General features: G+C 63.9%; 16 protein-coding genes. 13 read left to right on the top strand and 3 right to left on the bottom strand.

What is annotated here, in order from left to right; genetic code table 11:
- Positions 1–19 precede the first annotated feature (19 nt).
- Complete coding sequence (locus tag ACSQ76_RS12795; protein ID WP_306128933.1) at positions 20–883, bottom strand: MurR/RpiR family transcriptional regulator; 864 nt, start codon at positions 881–883, stop codon at positions 20–22.
- A gap of 87 nt (positions 884–970) precedes the next feature.
- On the opposite strand from ACSQ76_RS12795, the gene ACSQ76_RS12790 reads away from it, so the two are divergent.
- From ACSQ76_RS12790 to ACSQ76_RS12740, 11 genes are all read left to right on the top strand, one after another.
- On the top strand, positions 971–1780 hold the full coding sequence (locus ACSQ76_RS12790; protein ID WP_437156881.1) for an N-formylglutamate amidohydrolase: 810 nt from the start codon (positions 971–973) through the stop codon (positions 1778–1780).
- Positions 1777–2355: a TRAP transporter small permease subunit gene (locus ACSQ76_RS12785; protein WP_437156880.1), complete on the top strand. Its 579-nt coding sequence runs from the start codon at positions 1777–1779 to the stop codon at positions 2353–2355. The genes ACSQ76_RS12790 and ACSQ76_RS12785 overlap by 4 nt, the downstream gene beginning before the upstream one ends.
- The gene (locus ACSQ76_RS12780; RefSeq protein ID WP_437156879.1) at positions 2355–3680 is read left to right on the top strand and encodes a TRAP transporter large permease; all 1326 of its coding nucleotides are present in this window, start codon (positions 2355–2357) and stop codon (positions 3678–3680) included. Before ACSQ76_RS12785 ends, ACSQ76_RS12780 begins: the two co-directional genes overlap by 1 nt.
- A gap of 60 nt (positions 3681–3740) precedes the next feature.
- Positions 3741–4778, top strand: a complete 1038-nt coding sequence (locus ACSQ76_RS12775; protein ID WP_437156878.1) for a TRAP transporter substrate-binding protein — start codon at positions 3741–3743, stop codon at positions 4776–4778.
- A 63-nt stretch (positions 4779–4841) separates the two neighbouring features.
- Positions 4842–6206 (top strand): glutamine synthetase family protein, encoded by a 1365-nt coding sequence (locus ACSQ76_RS12770; protein ID WP_437156877.1) that lies wholly within the window; start codon positions 4842–4844, stop codon positions 6204–6206.
- Positions 6207–6208: 2 nt separating this feature from the next.
- Positions 6209–7588 carry an aldehyde dehydrogenase family protein gene (locus tag ACSQ76_RS12765; RefSeq protein WP_437156876.1) on the top strand — a complete coding sequence of 460 codons (1380 nt, stop codon included), beginning with the start codon at positions 6209–6211 and terminating at the stop codon, positions 7586–7588.
- 1 nt (position 7589) lies between these two features.
- Entirely contained in the window at positions 7590–8735 is a 1146-nt protein-coding gene (locus ACSQ76_RS12760) for an iron-containing alcohol dehydrogenase (RefSeq protein ID WP_437156875.1), read from the top strand.
- Positions 8736–8884: 149 nt separating this feature from the next.
- Complete coding sequence (locus ACSQ76_RS12755; RefSeq protein ID WP_437156874.1) at positions 8885–9949, top strand: extracellular solute-binding protein; 1065 nt, start codon at positions 8885–8887, stop codon at positions 9947–9949.
- Positions 9950–10009: 60 nt separating this feature from the next.
- Positions 10010–11101, top strand: coding sequence for an ABC transporter ATP-binding protein (locus tag ACSQ76_RS12750; protein ID WP_437156873.1), 1092 nt, complete (start codon positions 10010–10012; stop codon positions 11099–11101).
- Positions 11101–11958, top strand: coding sequence for an ABC transporter permease (locus ACSQ76_RS12745; protein WP_437156872.1), 858 nt, complete (start codon positions 11101–11103; stop codon positions 11956–11958). The genes ACSQ76_RS12750 and ACSQ76_RS12745 overlap by 1 nt, the downstream gene beginning before the upstream one ends.
- A 3-nt stretch (positions 11959–11961) precedes the next feature.
- Complete coding sequence (locus ACSQ76_RS12740; RefSeq protein WP_437156871.1) at positions 11962–12810, top strand: ABC transporter permease; 849 nt, start codon at positions 11962–11964, stop codon at positions 12808–12810.
- Positions 12811–12895: 85 nt separating this feature from the next.
- On the opposite strand, the gene ACSQ76_RS12735 is transcribed toward ACSQ76_RS12740, so the two are convergent.
- Together ACSQ76_RS12735 and ACSQ76_RS12730 are read right to left on the bottom strand one after the other, a co-directional pair.
- On the bottom strand, positions 12896–15370 hold the full coding sequence (locus ACSQ76_RS12735) for a vitamin K epoxide reductase family protein (protein ID WP_437156870.1): 2475 nt from the start codon (positions 15368–15370) through the stop codon (positions 12896–12898).
- A 110-nt stretch (positions 15371–15480) separates the two neighbouring features.
- Positions 15481–15846, bottom strand: coding sequence for a hypothetical protein (locus tag ACSQ76_RS12730; RefSeq protein ID WP_437156869.1), 366 nt, complete (start codon positions 15844–15846; stop codon positions 15481–15483).
- Between the two features lie 248 nt (positions 15847–16094).
- Here ACSQ76_RS12730 and ACSQ76_RS12725 point away from each other — a divergent pair, with 248 nt between their 5' ends.
- Entirely contained in the window at positions 16095–16364 is a 270-nt protein-coding gene (locus ACSQ76_RS12725; RefSeq protein WP_306128947.1) for a hypothetical protein, read from the top strand.
- Positions 16361–17722, top strand: coding sequence for an APC family permease (locus tag ACSQ76_RS12720; protein ID WP_437156868.1), 1362 nt, complete (start codon positions 16361–16363; stop codon positions 17720–17722). Before ACSQ76_RS12725 ends, ACSQ76_RS12720 begins: the two co-directional genes overlap by 4 nt.
- The last annotated feature ends 5 nt before the right edge of the window (positions 17723–17727 follow it).

The following is a 17727-nucleotide window of genomic DNA, read 5'->3' as shown; positions in this document are numbered from 1 at the left end:
TGTGCCGGTCTTCAGATACCTACTTTCGGAATATCCGCGTGGAGCGGAACATGTCCTCCAGTTCTTCTATCCGGTCGCGCGCCTTTTCCAGGCGCCGTGTCTGGATCGCGGCGATAAGCGCTTCGACGATCAGGTTGATCGCAAGGGTCGAATCCCAGCTGGAGGGCACCTCGACCAACGAGTTGATGACGTGGTCGGCCGTCTGCGAGATCGGCGAGCCCCACTGGTCGGTGAAAAGCACGATGACCACGCCGCGGTCTCTGGCCAGGCTCGCAAGCCGCGCGAGGTCCGCCTCGTAACGGCGAATGTCGAAGATCACGAGAACCGAACGCGGCCCCATATCGATAAGGTATTGCGGCCAGACGTTGGGGGATTGCGACAACAGCGTCACGCCGGGGCGGACGATCTGAAGGTGGTTGAAGAAATAATCCGCGTTCGACCGCGTGATACGCCCGCCCAGCAGAAAGATGCTGCGGCGCGTATCGGCAAGCACCGTGGCCAGCGCGTCGAAGGTGGCGGGGTCAAGCCGCTCGATCGTCTGGTTCAGATTGTCGAACACCGCTTCGGCGAAATTTCGGAACGCGGGCGAATCCTTGCGCCCCTGCGGCCAGCCCTCGCGCTTGAGAATCGGTTTCTTGATCTGGGCGGAGGCTTCTTCACGCAGGGCGGCCTGCATCTCGGGAAAGCCGTCAAAGCCCAGTTTCCGCGCCAGACGGATCACGGTTGGGGTCGATACGCCCGACGCCTCGGCCAGCTTGGTGATGGATTGCAGCCCGGCCATGGGATAGTCGCGCAGCAGCGTGTCGGACAACAGCCGCTCCGCCGGGGTCAGCGCGCCGGCCTTGTCCTTGAGCGTGTCCTTGACGATGACTGTCCGTGCCACCAGTGCCCTCTTTCAAAGCAGCTGCCAGAAGTCTGAAGCAATTGTTACAAGCTATCCCAGTAGCGTAATTTCGTCTACGGAAATTTCTTGACAGTTTTCCGGCCGCTGACACTAATGGCCGGTGTGAATGGATCGACACCATACCAGATTCTGGACGCCGGTGACGGGCCCGTCGCCGAGGTGGTCAACCCCGGCGGGCAGGCGCCACTGTGTCTTGTGTGCGAACATGCCAGCGCCGTCATTCCGCCCGCGATTGGTACGCTTGGACTGGCGCCCGAAGATCGGTTTTCGCACGCGGTGTGGGACATAGGAGGCGAGGCGCTGTCGCGGGCGTTTTCCCTGCGGCTGGACGCGCCGCTGGTTCTCGCGACGGTCTCGCGTCTGGTCTACGACCTGAACCGCCCGCCAGAGGCACCGGATGCGATGCCGTACCAGAGCGGCGAGATCGAGGTGCCAGGAAATCGCGACCTCAGCGACGCCGAGAAAGCCGCGCGCACGGCACAGGTCTATGATCCGTTTCATGAGACGCTATCCGACGTACTTGATGGATTTGAGACGCCGCCCGCGCTCGTCACGATACACAGCTTTGCACCGGTATGGCATGGCACGCCCCGCAGGACGCAGCTGGGCTTGCTGCATGATGCCGACGCGGGGCTTGCGACGGCGATGCTGACGGCCGCTGACGACACGCTGGTCACCCATCTGAACGAGCCTTACTCGGCCCGTGACGGGGTCACTCACACGCTTGCGCGCCATGCCACCGCGCGCGGGCTGAGGAACGTCATGCTCGAGGTGCGCAACGATCTGCTGGGCGAGACTTCGGACGTGGACCGGATCGCGACCTATTTGGCGAATCTGCTGACCATCGCGCTGGCCCGAAAGGCCGCGACCGCATGACCGGGATCATGCTGACATATGTCGCGGTCGTCGACCGCATGAACCGCTGGATCGGGCGGATCGTGATGTACGGGATATTCGCGATGATGGCGATCCTGCTGTGGTCGTCCTTCACCAAGCTTGGCAGCGATATCGGGCTGGATATCAACCCCTCGCTCTGGACGCTGGAAATGGCGCAGTTCGCGATGGTCGCCTATTTCATTCTCGGCGGTCCGTACTCGATCCAGATGGGCTCGAACGTGCGGATGGACCTGCTCTATGGCGAGTGGAGCGACCGGCGCAAGGCGCAGGTCGACGCCTTTACCGTGCTCTTCCTGATCGTCTACCTGGCCTTCCTGCTGTGGGGCGGCTGGGACAGCCTGATGTATTCCTTCCAGTATGGCGGCGAGCGCAGCAACAGCGTCTGGCGGCCTTACCTGTGGCCGATCAAGCTGATCATGGTCGTTGGCATCTTCCTGATGCTGCTTCAGGCCGTCAGCGAATTCTTCAAGGATATCCTGCGGCTGAAGGGGCATGACATGGGCCCCAAGGACGAAGACAGCTCTGACGCCCGGCCCGAGGGGACCCGCACCTGATGCCCTATGAAGCCATCGCCGCGCTGATGTTCGCATCCATGATGCTGATGCTGCTGACCGGCCAGCGGGTCTTCGGCGCCATCGGGTTCGTCGCCGTCATCGCGGCCTTCTTCCTGTGGGGGGACAGAGGCGGGTACGACCTTGGCTTTGCCGCTGCGATCAAGGTGATGAAATGGTATCCGCTGCTGACGCTGCCGATGTTCATCTTCATGGGGTATATCCTGTCCGAAAGCCGCATTGCCGATGACCTCTACCGGATGTTCCACGTCTGGATGGGCGGGCTGTCGGGCGGTTTGGCCGTGGGCACGATCGGGCTGATGGTGCTGATCTCGGCCATGAACGGGCTGTCGGTGGCGGGCATGGCCATTGGCGCCACCATCGCGCTGCCGGAACTGCTCAAACGAGGCTACGACAAGCGGATGGTCACCGGGGTGATACAGGCGGGCTCATCGCTTGGCATCCTCGTGCCGCCCTCCGTGGTGCTGGTGCTGTATGCCATGATCGCCCGCCAGCCCGTGGGGCAGTTGTGGCTGGCCGGCGTGCTGCCGGGGCTGATGATGGCGGCAATGTTCGTGCTTTACATCGTGATCCGCTGCCGCCTGAATCCGACGCTTGGGCCGATCCTGCCGAAGGAAGAGCGCGACATCCCCATGGGCGAAAAGATCCGCCTGCTGGGCGCGGGGCTGCTGCCGCTCTTCATCTTCTTCACCATGATGGTGCCTTTCGTGAACGGCTGGACCAGCCTCGTGGAATCCTCGGCCATAGGTGCCATTGCCGCCTTCCTGGCCGCCGTGGCCAAGGGCCGCATGACGCGGCAGGTGTTCGAGACCTCGGTGCGCAAGACGCTGGGTATCTCCTGCATGTTCATGTGGATCATCCTGGCGGCATTGGCCTTCGGCTCGGTCTTCGACGGGCTGGGCGCGGTCAAGGCGATCGAGAGCCTTTTCACCGAACAGCTGGGCCTCAGCCCCTGGATGATCCTGATCCTGATGCAGCTGTCGTTCATCCTGATGGGCACGTTTCTGGACGACACCGCGATGCTGGTGATCGTGGCACCGCTCTACGTGCCGCTGGTCGGCGCGCTCGGCTTCGACCTGATCTGGTACGGCGTGCTCTACACGATCACCACGCAGATTGCCTACATGACGCCGCCCTTCGGCTATAACCTCTTTCTGATGCGCGCCATGGCGCCGCCCGAGATCACGCTGAAGGACATCTATACCTCGATCCTGCCCTTCGTGCTGGTCATGGTGGTGGCGCTGGCGACAATCATGACCTTCCCCGAAATCGCGCTTTGGCTGCCGGGGTATGTCTATGGAAATTAACAACAGAGACCTTGGTCACAAGGCGTTCGAGCAACTGAACCTAACAGAGAGGGTATAACAATGACGACAAGACGTAATTTCCTGAGAGCGGCCGGTGTGGCCGTACCGGCGACGCTTGCAACCCCTGCGATCGTCAAGGCGCAATCCGCGATCAAGTGGCGCTTCCAGACCTATGCCGGCAGCGCGCTTGGCGAGCAGGTGACCAAACCGGCCATCGACTACATCAACGCCAATTCGAACGGCGAGCTGGAGATCGAACTGTTCTATGCTGACCAGATCGTTCCCACCGGCGAGCTCTTCCAGGCGCTTCAGCGCGGCACGATCGACGGCGTCCACTCGGATGACGACTCGATGGCCTCGCCCACGCCGCTGCGCATGTTCGGCGGGTATTTCCCCTTTGCGACCAAGCACATCCTCGACGTGCCGGTGCTGTTCAACCAGTACGGCCTCGCCGATATCTGGCGCGAGGAATACGGCAAGGTCGGCGTGCAATGGCTGTCGGCGGCAGGGCAGGACCCCTGCAACTTCAACACCAAGAAGGAAATCACCTCGGTCGACGACCTCGACGGGCTGAAACTCTACACCTTCCCCACGGCGGGCCGGTTCCTGGCCAAATTCGGCGTCGTGCCGGTGAACATTCCCTACGAGGACGCCGAGGTCGCCGTGCAGACGGGCGAGCTTGACGGCATGGCCTGGTCGGGCATCACCGAGGATTACACGGTGGGTTGGGCCGACGTGACCGACTACTTCCTGACCAACAACATCTCGGGTGCGTGGATCGGTTCGTGGTTCGCCAACCAGGAACGCTGGGCCGAACTGCCCGATCACCTGAAATCGGTCGTCATGGCCGGGGTCGAGGCCGGGCACACCTACCGCAACCAGTGGTACTGGGGGGGCGAGGCCGCGCTGCGCGCCAATGGCGAGAAGCTGGAACTGCGCTCGGTGCCAGCGTCCGAATGGGCCGAGGTGGAAAACGCCGCCAAGGAATTCTGGGACGAAGTCGCCCAGGAAGGCGAGGTTCACGAGAAGATCGTCGGCATCTTCCGCGAGTACAACTCGGTCATCAACCAGGCCGGCGTGCCCTACAACTTCGAGTAAGCCAGCCCAAAGACCCGGAGCGCCTTTTCCCAAGGCGCTCCGTTCATTTCAAGGAGAACACACATGACCGCCACTCTCAGCTTCGACACTCTCAAGAAGCTTGCCTCGAAAGGCGAGATCGACACGGTGCTCGTCTGCCTCGTGGACATGCAGGGGCGGCTCATGGGCAAGCGGTTCCATGTCTCGAACTTCCTCGACTCCGCGCATGAGGAAACCCATTGCTGCAATTACCTGCTGGCCACCGACCTCGAGATGGCAACGCCCGATGGCTATGCCGCGACCTCGTGGGAAAAGGGCTATGGCGACTACGTGATGAAGCCGGACCTCGCGACGCTGCGCCGCCTGCCGTGGCTCGACGGCACCGCGCTGGTGCTGTGCGATATAATCGACCACCACACGCACGAGCCTGTCCCGCACAGCCCGCGTCAGATCCTGAAGGCCCAGATCGCGCGCGCCGAGGCGTTGGGCTTTACCCCCATGATGGCGACGGAACTGGAGTTTTTCCTGTTCGAGAAATCCTTCGACGAGATCAGCCGCGAAGGCTTTCGCAGCCTGACGCCGATCAGTGGCTACAACGAGGACTACAATATCTTCCAGACCACGAAGGAAGAGCATGTCATGCGCCCGATCCGCAACCTGCTGTTCGAGGCGGGTGTGCCGGTCGAGAACAGCAAGGGCGAGGCGGAAACCGGACAGGAAGAACTGAACATACGCTATGCCGACGCGATGCTCTGCGCCGATCACCACACGATCGCCAAGCAGGCGGTGAAGGAAATCGCGAACCAGCACGGCCACGCCGCCAGCTTCCTGCCCAAGTGGCATGCCGACAAGGTAGGTTCCGCCGCGCATATCCACCAATCGCTGTTCAAGGGCGACACGCCCGCGTTTTATGATGCGGACGCCGAACTGACCATGTCCGACACGCTGAAAAGCTATGTCGCGGGCCTGCTGAAATACACCACCGACATCACCTACTTCCTCGCGCCCTACATCAACAGCTACAAGCGCCTGATGCCCGGCACCTTCGCCCCCACCAAGATCGCGTGGAGCATCGACAATCGCACCGCCTGTTACCGGCTGGTGGGGGATGGCACCAAGGGCGTGCGCATCGAATGCCGCACGCCGGGTTCGGACATCAACCCGTACCTTGCCTGTGCCGCGCAACTGGCCGCCGGGCTCTGCGGCATCGAGGAGGGGCTGGAGCTGTCGCCCCCCGTCACCGGCGATGTCTACAAGATGGACGATGTTCCGATGCTGCCCCACACCCTGCGGGCCGCGACGGAAACGCTGCGCAAATCCGACATGCTGCGCCGGGTGATGGGCGACGAAGTGGTCGACCACTACACCCGCGCGGCCGAGGTCGAGCAGGAGACGTTCGACGCGGTCGTGACCGACTGGGAAATCGCGCGCGGATTTGAAAGGGCATGAGCATGAGCAAGACGGTTGACCTGATCTCGCCGATCGACGGATCGGTTTATATCACGCGGGATGTGATGCCCCGCGACGCGGCGGTGGCTGCCACCGACAAGGCCCGGGCCGCGCAGGCGGACTGGGCCGCAAGGCCCTTGGCCGAGCGTGTGGCCGCCCTTCGCAAGGCCAATGAGATCATCGGGCAGGATACTGACCGCATGGCGCTTGAACTGGCGCACCAGATGGGCCGCCCCGTGCGCTATGGCGGCGAATATGGCGGCTTCAGCGAACGCCTGAGCTACATGGCCGAGGTGGCCGCCGAAGGTCTCGCCGAGGATATCATCGAGGACAGCGACACCGCCCGCCGCGTCATCAAGCGCGTCCCTTGGGGTGTCGTGCTGGTCGTGGCGCCGTGGAACTATCCCTACATGACGGCGATCAACACGGTCGCGCCCGCGCTTATCGCGGGCAACAGCGTCATCCTCAAACATGCCAGCCAGACCTTGCAGGTGGGCGAGCACCTGGCCGAGGCGCTGCACGCGGCGGGCGTGCCCCGGGACGTGTTCCAGAACGTGGTCATCGACCACGACACGACCGACGCGCTGATCGCGGGCCGCCACGTGGATTTCGTGAACTTCACCGGCTCGGTCGGGGGCGGGCAGGCGATGGAACGCGCCGCCGCGGGCACCTTCACGCCGGTCGCCACCGAACTGGGCGGCAAGGATCCGGGCTATGTGCGCGCCGACGCCGACCTCGAGGCCGCCGTCGACGGGCTGATGGACGGCGCGATCTTCAACGCGGGCCAATGCTGCTGCGGGATCGAGCGGATCTACGTGGCCGAACCCCTGTTCGACGCCTTCGTGGAAAAGGCCGTCGCCTGGGTCAAGGCGCAGAAACTGGGCAACCCGCTCGACCCCGAAACCACCCTCGGCCCGATGGCCAATATCCGCTTCGCTCGCGAAGTCCGCGCGCAGATTGCCGAGGCGCTGGAGGACGGGGCGACGGCGCATATCGACCGGATGGAGGCCGATGACGGCGAGAACACCTATGTCACGCCGCAAGTCCTGACGAATGTCACCCATGACATGCGGGTGATGCGCGACGAATCCTTCGGCCCCGTGGTCGGCATCATGTCCGTGCCCGATGACGAGACCGCGATCCGCCTGATGAACGACAGCCGCTTCGGCCTGACCGCCTCGGTCTGGACACGCGACAGCGCCGCGGCGGAACGCATCGGCGACCGCATCGAGACCGGCACCGTCTTCATGAACCGCTGCGACTACCTCGACCCCGCCTTGTGCTGGTCCGGATGCAAGGATACCGGCCACGGCGCGGGGCTGTCGATACTCGCCTACCAGGCCCTCACGCGGCCCAAATCCTATCACCTGAGAAAGATCTGACATGGCTCTTACCGGAAACTGGTCCTATCCCACCACCATGCGCTTCGGCGCCGGACGAATTGCCGAGATCGGCGAGGCCTGCCGCGCCGCGGGCATCGCGAAACCGCTGCTGGTCACCGACCGGGGGCTGAAATCCATGGATATCACGACCCGCACGCTCGACCTGATCGAGGCCGCCGGGCTGGGCCGGGCGATCTTTGCCGAGGTCGATCCCAACCCCTCGGACGCGAATGTCGAGGACGGGCTGAAATTCTACCGCGACGGCGGCTTCGACGGGGTCATCGCCTTTGGCGGCGGCTCTGGCCTCGATCTGGCCAAGACGCTGGCCTTCATGGCCGGACAGACGCGCCCGGTCTGGGATTTCGAGGATATCGGCGACTGGTGGACCCGCGCCGACCCCGATGGCATCCACCCCATCGTCGCCGTGCCGACCACCGCCGGCACCGGCTCGGAAACGGGGCGTGCGTCGGTCATCACCAATTCGGCCACGCACGAGAAAAAGATCATCTTCCACCCCAAGATGCTGCCCGCCATCGTCATCTGCGACCCCGAACTGACGGTGGGCATGCCCAAGCACATCACCGCCGGCACCGGCCTCGATGCCTTCGCCCATTGCGTCGAGGCCTATTCCAGCCCGCATTACCACCCGATGAGCCAGGGCATCGCGCTGGAAGGGATGCGGCTGGTCAAGGATTACCTGCCGCGCGCCTATGCCGACGGCACCGACATCGAGGCACGGGCGAACATGATGAGCGCCGCTGCCATGGGCGCCACGGCGTTTCAAAAGGGGCTGGGGGCCATCCACGCACTCAGCCACCCCATCGGCGCGCATCACCACACCCATCACGGCACGACCAACGCGGTCTGCATGCCCGCCGTCCTGCAATTCAACGCCCCCGCCATCCGCAACCGTTTCGGCCCCGCTGCGGCCTATCTGGGCATCGAGGGCGGGTTCGACGGCTTCTGCGCCTTCGTGGATCAGCTGAACGACAGCCTCGGCATCCCCAGGACGCTTACCGACCTGGGCGTGACCGACCCCGACCTCGACACGCTGGTCGACGCGGCGCTGCGGGATCCGTCAACCGGCGGCAACCCGATCGAGATGACGGCGGAAAATACGCGTAAACTTTTCGAGGCTTGTCTTTGACGCAAAAGGAAAAAGCGACCGGGCAGGGGGCCTGACAAGAAACTGTCAAGAAACTCAGGGATAAGGCACCGAGTCGTCAAAGAGTTTGACCAAATGGTCAATGCTGACCATCCTGCACGCAAACAATCATCCACCAGAGGGGGACACCCATGAAAAAGACTTTGCTCACGACAACCTGCCTGGCCGTGTTCGGCCTGTCGCAGGCCGCCACCGCCGACACGCTGCGCCTGCTGACCTGGGGCGGCTACGCGCCCGACGAGGTCGTCGAGATGTTCGAGGAACAGACCGGCCACACCGTCGAGGTGACCAAGTCCAACAACGAGGAAATGATCGCCAAGCTGCGCGCCACGGGCGGCGGCGGCTTCGACCTTGCCCAGCCCTCACAAGACCGGATCATGGGCCCGCAGATGGAATTCGGCATCTACAAGCCCATGGATATGTCGAAAATCGACGAGTCGCTCTTCATCCCCTCCATGCTGGAAGCCACCAAGGGCAACACCACCGTCAATGGCGAGGTCTATGGCGTGCCGCATGTCTGGGGCACCTCCGGCCTGGTTCTGAACACCGCCGAGGCGGGCGACGTGGTCAAGGACTACACCGACCTCTGCGACCCCGCGCTGGAAGGCAAGGTGTCCTATCGCCTGAAACGCCCCACCTTGATCGGCTTTGCCTTCGCCATGGGCGAGGACCCGTTCGCCGCCTATGACGATGAGGCGAAGTACAAAGAGATCATGGAAAAGGTCGAAGCCAAGCTGACCGAGTGCAAGTCTAACGTCAAAGCCTACTGGAGCGGCGGCGACGAGTTGATGAACCTCCTGCGCTCGGGCGAAGTCACCGCGTCGATGGCCTGGGACACCGGCGGCTGGAAGCTGAACGAGGACAATGCCGACATCACCTTCGTCGCGCCGGAATCGGGTGCGCTTGGCTGGATCGACACGTTTGTTCTGCCCGCCAAGGGCCAGGCCGACGACGTGGCCTACGAGTGGATCAACTTCGTGATGCAGCCCGAGGTATCGGCCAAGATCACCGCGGCGGCGGGCAACTTCACCGCCTCTGCCGGTGCGGACGAGTATGCCGAGGACGCGCTCAAGGCCAAGTACCAGGACAGCTTCCCGCCTGAGGCCGTCGACAACATCAAGTGGTACCCGCCGGTTCCCGCCGGCCTGGAGGCCATTGAAGGCGAGGTTCTGGACCGCGTCCAGGCCGCCAACTGATCGCCCATGAAAACGCGGCACCCTCACACCGGGGGTGCCGCCCTGTGAACGGCCCCCTGCATGACCCCTGACCTTGAATGCGCCGACCTGATAAAGCGTTTCGGCGACACGACCGCCGTCAACGACGTCTCGTTCTCCGTGCCGCCGGGCAGTTTCTTTTCCATCCTTGGCCCCTCGGGCTGTGGCAAGACCACGATCATGCGGATGATCGCGGGGTTTCTGGAACCGACGTCAGGCGACATCCGCATCAAGGGCGGCACGGTTCTGGACACGCCCCCCAACAAGCGCCCGGTGAACATGGTGTTCCAGCACCTCGCGCTCTTTCCTATGATGACCATCGCCGACAATATCGGCTACGGGCTGCGGCGGCAGGGCATGGCCAAGGCCCAGATCGCGCGCAAGGTGGACGAGGCGCTGGACCGGATCGGCCTGCCCGGCATCGGCGCGCGCAAGGTCGATGAGCTGTCCGGCGGGCAAAAGCAACGCGTCGCCATCGCCCGCTGTATGGTGCTGGAACCAGATGTGCTGCTCTTGGATGAACCCCTGGGCGCGCTTGACCTCAAGCTGCGCGAGCACATGAAGATCGAGCTGAAGGCACTTCAGGCGGCCTTCGACACCACCTTCGTCTACATCACCCACGACCAGTCCGAGGCGCTGGTGATGTCCGACCAGATCGCCGTGATGAACGCCGGACGGTTCGAGCAGGTCGGCACGGGCCAGGACCTCTATTACAGGCCCGACACACCCTTCGTTGCCGGGTTCATCGGCGAGGCGAACCGCTGGACGGGGCGCATCGACCGCGTCGAAGGCACAATGCTGGAGATGCGGACCGATTCCGGCCTTGCCATGCGCGCGACCGCGGCCCAGGCGCTGGCCAAGGGCGACACCGCGGAGATCTTCGTCCGGCCCGAGTCCGTCCACATCGCCGCCAGAGCCGAAGCCTTGTCGCAATTCGACAACCGCTTGCAGGGAACCGTGACAAGCCTCCTGTTCAACGGCGCGGCCTCGCGCGTTCTGGTGCAGGACGACGCGGGCGAAACGCTCGAAGTGACGCTGCCCCAGACCGGGGAATTCGCCAACCTGAAACGCGGCGACATGGTGCATATCGGCTGGGGCGCGGCGCAGGCGACCTGCTTTGCCGGGGCGGCCTGATGCGCGCCGAGGCCCGGATCGGGTTCATCCTGCTGCTGACGCCGCTGGTGCTGTGGCTGGGGCTGCTGATCGTCATCCCGCATATCGACATGTTGATGATCTCGCTGCGCGAACGGATCAGTTTCGGGGTCTACGAACCCAGCCTGATGCAATACGACAAGGCCCTGACCGAGCCGCTCTACCTGCGCACCTTCTGGCGCACGGCGGTGATGTCGGTGCTGGCCACGGCCATCACCCTGCTGATCGCCTTTCCAGTTTCCTATTACATCGCCAAGATGGCACGCGGCCGGTTGCAACAGGTGCTGTTTATGCTCTGCCTGATTCCGTTCTACGTCTCGGAACTGGTGCGCACCTTCGGGTGGATGATCCTTTTGCGCGAGACCGGCCTTATCTCGAACCTGCTGCAATGGGCGGGGCTGGCCGATCAGCCGGTCGAGATGCTCTACAACGACGCGGCCATGATGGTGGGCCTCGTCTATACCTCGATGCTTTTCATGGTCGTCCCGCTGGTCACGACGCTGGAAAGCCTCGACGACAGCGTGGTCGAGGCGGGTTACGACCTTGGCGGCAGCGGCCTGTCGGTCCTGCGCGAGATCATCATCCCGCACGCCATGCCGGGCATCGTCTCGGGCTGCATCGTGGTCTTCATGCTGTCCTTGGGCAATTACCTGACGCCGACCATGCTGGGCGGCAAGGACAGCCTGTGGTTCACCGAGATGATCTACAATCAGTTCATCGTCCGCTCCAACTGGGAGCTGGGCGCGGCCTTCGGCTTCATGCTGCTGGTGCTGTCCTCGGTGATCGTGTGGGGCATGCTGCGCCTGACGGGCCGCACCCTGCAGGAAACGATGGGGTAGGCCATGATCCCGACCATCCCCCGCTCCCGCAGCTTTCGCGTCCTCTACGGCGGCTATGTCCTGCTGTTCTTTCTATACCTTGCGCTGCCCCTCACGGTCGTCGCCGTCTTCGCCTTCAACGACAGCCAGTTTCCGTCGCTGCCGTGGGAAGGCTTCACCTGGAACTGGTTCTTCGGAGAGGACCGCCCCCAGATCGGCGTCTTCCACGAACGCGGCATCCTGCGCGCGGTGGGCACCTCGGCCTTTGTGGCGGTCTGTGTCGCCTTTCTGTCGGTGAGCGTCGGGACCACGAACGCCTTCCTGTTCAACCGCTACGAATTCCGCGGCAAGGGTGCGCTCTATGTGCTGATGCTGCTGCCGCTGGTCATTCCCGGGATCGTGCTGGGTATCTCGATCCTGGTTTTCTCCTCGACGCTCGCAAACGGGATCTGGAACGCGGCGGAGGTGGATATTCAGGCCCTGCGCCCCGGCTTGCTTCTGGTGATCCTTGGTCAGTTCTCCTTTATCACCACCATCGCCACGCTGGTCATAACCGCCCGCCTGCAAAAGTTCGACCGCACTCTGGAAGAGGCCGCGCTGAACCTCGGGGCCACGCGCCTGACGGCCGTGCGCACGATCACCATTCCCTTCCTGATGCCCGCTATGGTCGGCGCGCTGGTCGTGGCCTTCCTGATGAGCTTCGAGAACTTCAACACGACGCTTATGCTGGTCGGCTCCGACGCGCCTCTGACCATCGCCATGTTCGACCGGCTGAAAGAAGGCTCGACGCCTCTTCTCAACGCGGTTTCCCTGTTGTTGATGCTGGGCTCATCGCTACTGGCGCTGGTCGTGATCCTGTTCCAGCGACGGTAGTGGTATCGATCGCAAGGACGCGGTGCATCAGTGGGCGCTGAACGTCCGAAGGGTCTTGCGGGTTTCTGCCGATGTTTCCATTCGCTTATACCACCACGCGCGACCAGTCGCCGTAGGTGTGGCGGACCGGCCCGCGTGGCAGGCTGGCGACAATGAGCGCGACACCCGCCGCGATATCGGCCCCGCTCTGCAGCCAGCTCGCCTCCATCACCAACGCGCAGATGACCAGCGCCGCGCCGAGGCAGACGTTGAGCAGGCGCACGGCGCGGATGCTTTCGGCCGTGGCGCTAACGGCGATGGTCACGGCCAGCGCGCCGATCAGGTGGTCGGTGTTGGCCAGTGTGCCGTCTGTCCCCAGCGTCAGCCGGGTGAACATCAGCCAGGTGCCGATCGCCACGCTTGCGGTCAGCCCCCAGGTCACGCTCACACCGCCGCCCAGCATGTCGCGCACGATCGCGCCCGTGGGCCGCTCAAAGCTCTCGTCGCGTCGTTCGTCCGGGCCATCATCGGTATCGCCGGTCAGGAAAACCCGCAGGATCGGTGCGCCGGCCTTTTGGCGACGGCGCAGGAACTGGCATGTCGCGATCAGCTCGTCCACCGCATAGGGGATCTGCAGCAGCATGGCCGCGGCGGTAATCAGGCAAAGGGTGCACCACGTGCCCAGCAACAGAGGCTGGATGATGATGAAGGTGATCGAGACCACGCCCAGCGGCACGATCATGATGCCGAAGATCAGCACCAGCCAGGGCATCGTCCTCCATCGCCGCGCCGAGCCGATGAAGCCGATAAGTATTTCCAGAAGGTAGGTCAGCGCGCCAAGGCCCGCATCCGGCACCGGCCAGGCCTCGGAAATATCGGAGGTGATGATCTCCTCGGTACCGTTCTGCGGATTCTCGGGGCTGCCCGCGAAGAACGGCTCCCATACCGCGTCGACATGGCCCAATTGGTAGGCGGCGAGATAACGCGAGACGAAGAGCCCGATGAACGCCAGCCCGATGACGGGCAGCCGCTGGGTCCAATCGGAAGGAGAGTAATCCCAGCCGGGCGGCACGGTCGGGCCCGTGGTGGCGGCCATTGTACCCACCCCCGGCGCGGGTCGGGTGCAAACCGCGAGGCCAAAGATCGCCGCACCGGCCAGCGTGCCGTTTAGGTAGGCCGCCGCGCTTTCGGTCCAGAACACCAGCGGCGCGGTCATGATCCAGGCGGCCACCGCCGCCACGCCCCAGCGCACCAGAGCAGCGCGCCAGGACAGGGCGAGGAAACTGCCGATCATCACCAGAAAACCCGCGGCGATGTCGCTCACCAGCATCCCGGTCAGGCCGGTGTAGCCCAGGATCACCGGTGCGGTGATCATCCACGCTCCCAGCCCGATATTGAGAAATTGCGCCCAGATATTGCGGGCATGCGCACTTCGGAATTCCTCCTCGCGCCGCTTTCGCAGCGCCTCGGGATTGTCGCGATCCCCGGCCGCCTGAAGCCAGTGTGGTTTGGTCAGTCCGTTGGCGTCGTACCAGCCTGCCGGATCTTCCTTCAGCGCGGCGATCATCGCGGGCAGCTCCTCGCGGAGCGAATGTTTCGGCGTCCACCCCAGCAGGTCCTCGGCGCGGGAGATGTCCAGTTCGTAATGGTCGTCCGCCATGCGGATCATGAACGGCTTGATGAAGGGCGTCTCGCCCTGGTCGAAGTCATCCGGCACCACCGGCTCGGCCTTGACCTGCGCCCAGGCCCCCGCGGCGGCAATGGGCTTGGGGACCGAGAGCGTCTGCCAATTCTCGGTGCCGTGGATCAGCTGCGCGATCCGCCGTTGCAGCGCGTCATAGCCCATGGCCTCGCGCTCGCCGATCAGGATCGTCACCTCCTCCGGTAGGTCGCCGCGGCGGTCGACGGTGCGGGCAAAGGCCTCGAGCATGTCGTCCTTGTGCAGGAAAGCCTGCCCGGTGGAGAGGTCGCCGGAATAGGCGTGGGATTTCGGATCGCGCTCGTAAATACGGCGGATTTGCTCGGCCAGGGTCGGCACGGCCGATTGCTCGTCATAGAGCCCGGCGAGGTGCAACAGAGCATACGGCATTCCGCCATGCGCATCGCGGATCACCTCCTCGGTGCGCGCCTTCGAGGCGGGATAGGCCCAGCCCGGCTCCACCGGGGTATCCTCGGTGATCGGGATGCCTGGCGAAGAGGGGCGGTGCACCAGCATGGTGCCCGAGTAGACAAAGCGCTCGACGTGAAATTCCTGCAATGCGCGTAAGAGGTTGCGGGTGCCTTTTTCGTTGACCTGCTCGTAGAGTGGGCTTTCTTCGCCCGAGAAATCGAAATAGGCGGCGAGGTGGATGACCGCAGCAATCTGGTCGCCATGCTGCGTACGCACCTGTGCCATTGCGCCGTGAACCGAGTCGGCATCCGTGATATCGAAGGCGAAGATGTCCTCGCCGTCTTCGAGGTCCAGGCCGACCACCCGGTAATCGTCGGCCAGCCGCCGTGTCAAAGCGCCGCCGAGATTGCCGGCCGCACCAGTGATCAGAACCAGCGGTTTTTCCGATGCGCGCTCTGTCCTTTCGCTCATTTCGTTCCTCTTGCTGCACCATACGGCAGAAACCTCGACTGCGCCGGATCAGGTGCGCCCACTGTGATCGGTTCCAGGATTCCAACGCGGGGCCGTCCGCCGCGTTCCGATCACGCGGCAATGACCGCGGCCGTCACAGCCGCAAGTGCAAGAATTGCAGTGACGATCAGCCAGGCGCGCGGTCGCGATCCGGCGCCCTGCAGGTCCGCTGGCCCGCGCTTGCGGTCGGCTTTCGCGGAGCGGCTCGCTTCCTGCTGCATGGCGGTGGAAACCTGCACCGCACTCGGCGGTGTTCCCGCCGCTTCATCATCGGTGCCCAGTGGCGCGGCGGCGGGGTCCCGGAAGGCGACCTTGTCGCCACTCGCGCCTCTGTCGATCCGATCGCGCAGTCGTGCCGCGCCTGCCGCGCCAGAGTGCTCCTCGGCCACGGCTGTCTCGCCGGAGTCTCGGTCTTTTTGATCACGTTCGGCGCTCATCAGAACCTCATTCAATCGCGCTAATGCGTTGATTCAGGGAACTGACCTATGCCGACAATGTTCCGATGCCCTGTCGCGCCACAGGCGCGGTTTTGCGCCGGGCCAGGAGCCGATCATCCCCATTCCGGCCTCGCTTTGGCCGCGGATCGTGGCGACTGAGCGGAAAGCTGCCGCCGCGCGTTCGCCTCGCACGCACCGCCGGGAACTGCCTGCACGACCGGCGGTTTTCCCTGCAGGAGGTCTCGGCCATGTCGCAGGAAATCACCCGTCGGTTGCGTACGCGATCCGGAGGCTGGATCGGGCCCCAGGAGTTGCACGAGGTGCTCGCCGAAGAAGCATACTCCGGCGCCGACAGGGAGAGCTTCCTGAACTCCGTGCTGACCGAGTTGGCGGCGGAAAGTGCGGGCCACGGCGCCCCCGGTGATAGCGGTGCGGCATTGCTGGCGGAAGTGCGCGCCATCCTCGAACAGGAACAGGATAAACATGGGCGGCGACCCATTGCGGAGGACCTTCCGTGACCGGCGACGCCGCAAAGGTCGGCGCGGCAGAGCCGGCGGCCGGAAGCGGCAAGCTCAAACGTGCAATCGGCCCCGGTCTCCTGCTCCTGTTCATCGTGGGCGACGTGCTTGGCACCGGCATCTATGCCCTGACCGGAAAGGTCGCCGAAGAAGTTGGTGGCATTGTCTGGATGCCCTTCCTCGTGGCCTTCGTCGTGGCCACGTTGACGGCCTGCAGTTACCTGGAACTCGTCACGAAGTATCCCAAAGCCGCCGGGGCGGCGCTTTACACGGAAAAAGCCTTCGGTATCCATTTCGTCACCTTCCTCGTCGCCTTCGCCGTCATGTCCTCCGGTCTGACATCCTCCTCCACCGCCGCCCGTGCGTTTGCCGAGAATTTTTCGACCGGGTTCGGGCTGGAGCTGGGGGCCTTTGCCGTCACACTGATTGGACTGGCCTTTGTCGGAGCGATTGCCCTGATCAACCTGCGCGGCGTCGGCGAAAGCGTGATGGTCAACGCGGTGTTCACGTGCATCGAGCTGACGGGGCTGATCATCATCGTGGTGATCGGCATGATGGTCTTTGGCGCCGGGCAAGCCGATATCGGCAAGGCCTTCGAATTCGGCGAGAACGAGGACGGGGTCTTCTGGCCGGTGATCGCGGGGACCACGCTGGCGTTCTTCGCCATGGTCGGTTTCGAGGATTCCGTGAACATGGCCGAGGAAACCAAGGAGCCCAGCCGCATCTTTCCCAAGATACTTTTTTGCGGGCTGGCCATCGCGGCGCTTCTCTATGTCGTGGTGTCGATCGTCGCGGTCTCCATCGTCCCGATCGAAGATCTGGCAGAGGGCGACACGCCGCTTCTGAAGGTCGTCGAGGCGGGCGCTCCGGGCTTTCCGCCGTGGGTCTTCGGCCTGATCACGATGGTCGCAGTGGGGAATTCCGCGCTGATCAACCTGCTTATGGCCAGTCGCCTAGTGTACGGCATGAGCGAAGAGGGGGTTCTCCCTCCTGTCCTTGGAAAGGTGAACCGGGCGCGGCAGACGCCGGTGACGGCGATCATTTTCACGACACTCCTGGCGGCGGGGCTCATCACATTCGTCGGCGCGGTGCCGGAACTGGGCGGCACGACGGCGCTTCTGCTGCTCGGCGTCTTCACGGTCGTCAACATAGCGGTGCTGGTGCTGAAGCGCGACAAGGTCGAGCATGACCATTTCCGTACCCCGGTCTGGGTGGCCGTAACCGGCGCCGCGACCTGCGCCTTCCTCGTCGGACCATGGACGGGCCGCGATCCGTCCCAATACCTGATCGCGGCCGTACTGATCGGGATCGGCGTGGTGCTGTGGGTCATAACGCGGCTGTGGATGCGCAAGTCATAGCCCCT

Source organism: Roseovarius sp. B08, from assembly GCF_051417955.1.
Taxonomy (GTDB): Bacteria; Pseudomonadota; Alphaproteobacteria; order Rhodobacterales; family Rhodobacteraceae; genus Roseovarius.
This window is presented reverse-complemented; position numbering and strand designations above follow the sequence as displayed.

Excerpts from the sequence above, each read along its gene's own strand:
- ACSQ76_RS12765 (WP_437156876.1), top strand. The coding sequence starts at position 6,209 with ATGAGCAAGACGGTTGACCTGATCTCGCCGATCGACGGATCGGTTTAT.
- ACSQ76_RS12725 (WP_306128947.1), top strand. The coding sequence starts at position 16,095 with ATGTCGCAGGAAATCACCCGTCGGTTGCGTACGCGATCCGGAGGCTGG.
- ACSQ76_RS12745 (WP_437156872.1), top strand. The coding sequence starts at position 11,101 with ATGCGCGCCGAGGCCCGGATCGGGTTCATCCTGCTGCTGACGCCGCTG.
- ACSQ76_RS12775 (WP_437156878.1), top strand. The coding sequence starts at position 3,741 with ATGACGACAAGACGTAATTTCCTGAGAGCGGCCGGTGTGGCCGTACCG.
- ACSQ76_RS12780 (WP_437156879.1), top strand. The coding sequence starts at position 2,355 with ATGCCCTATGAAGCCATCGCCGCGCTGATGTTCGCATCCATGATGCTG.
- ACSQ76_RS12760 (WP_437156875.1), top strand. The coding sequence starts at position 7,590 with ATGGCTCTTACCGGAAACTGGTCCTATCCCACCACCATGCGCTTCGGC.
- ACSQ76_RS12785 (WP_437156880.1), top strand. The coding sequence starts at position 1,777 with ATGACCGGGATCATGCTGACATATGTCGCGGTCGTCGACCGCATGAAC.
- ACSQ76_RS12770 (WP_437156877.1), top strand. The coding sequence starts at position 4,842 with ATGACCGCCACTCTCAGCTTCGACACTCTCAAGAAGCTTGCCTCGAAA.
- ACSQ76_RS12730 (WP_437156869.1), bottom strand. The coding sequence starts at position 15,846 with ATGAGCGCCGAACGTGATCAAAAAGACCGAGACTCCGGCGAGACAGCC.
- ACSQ76_RS12755 (WP_437156874.1), top strand. The coding sequence starts at position 8,885 with ATGAAAAAGACTTTGCTCACGACAACCTGCCTGGCCGTGTTCGGCCTG.
- ACSQ76_RS12740 (WP_437156871.1), top strand. The coding sequence starts at position 11,962 with ATGATCCCGACCATCCCCCGCTCCCGCAGCTTTCGCGTCCTCTACGGC.
- ACSQ76_RS12735 (WP_437156870.1), bottom strand. The coding sequence starts at position 15,370 with ATGAGCGAAAGGACAGAGCGCGCATCGGAAAAACCGCTGGTTCTGATC.
- ACSQ76_RS12750 (WP_437156873.1), top strand. The coding sequence starts at position 10,010 with ATGACCCCTGACCTTGAATGCGCCGACCTGATAAAGCGTTTCGGCGAC.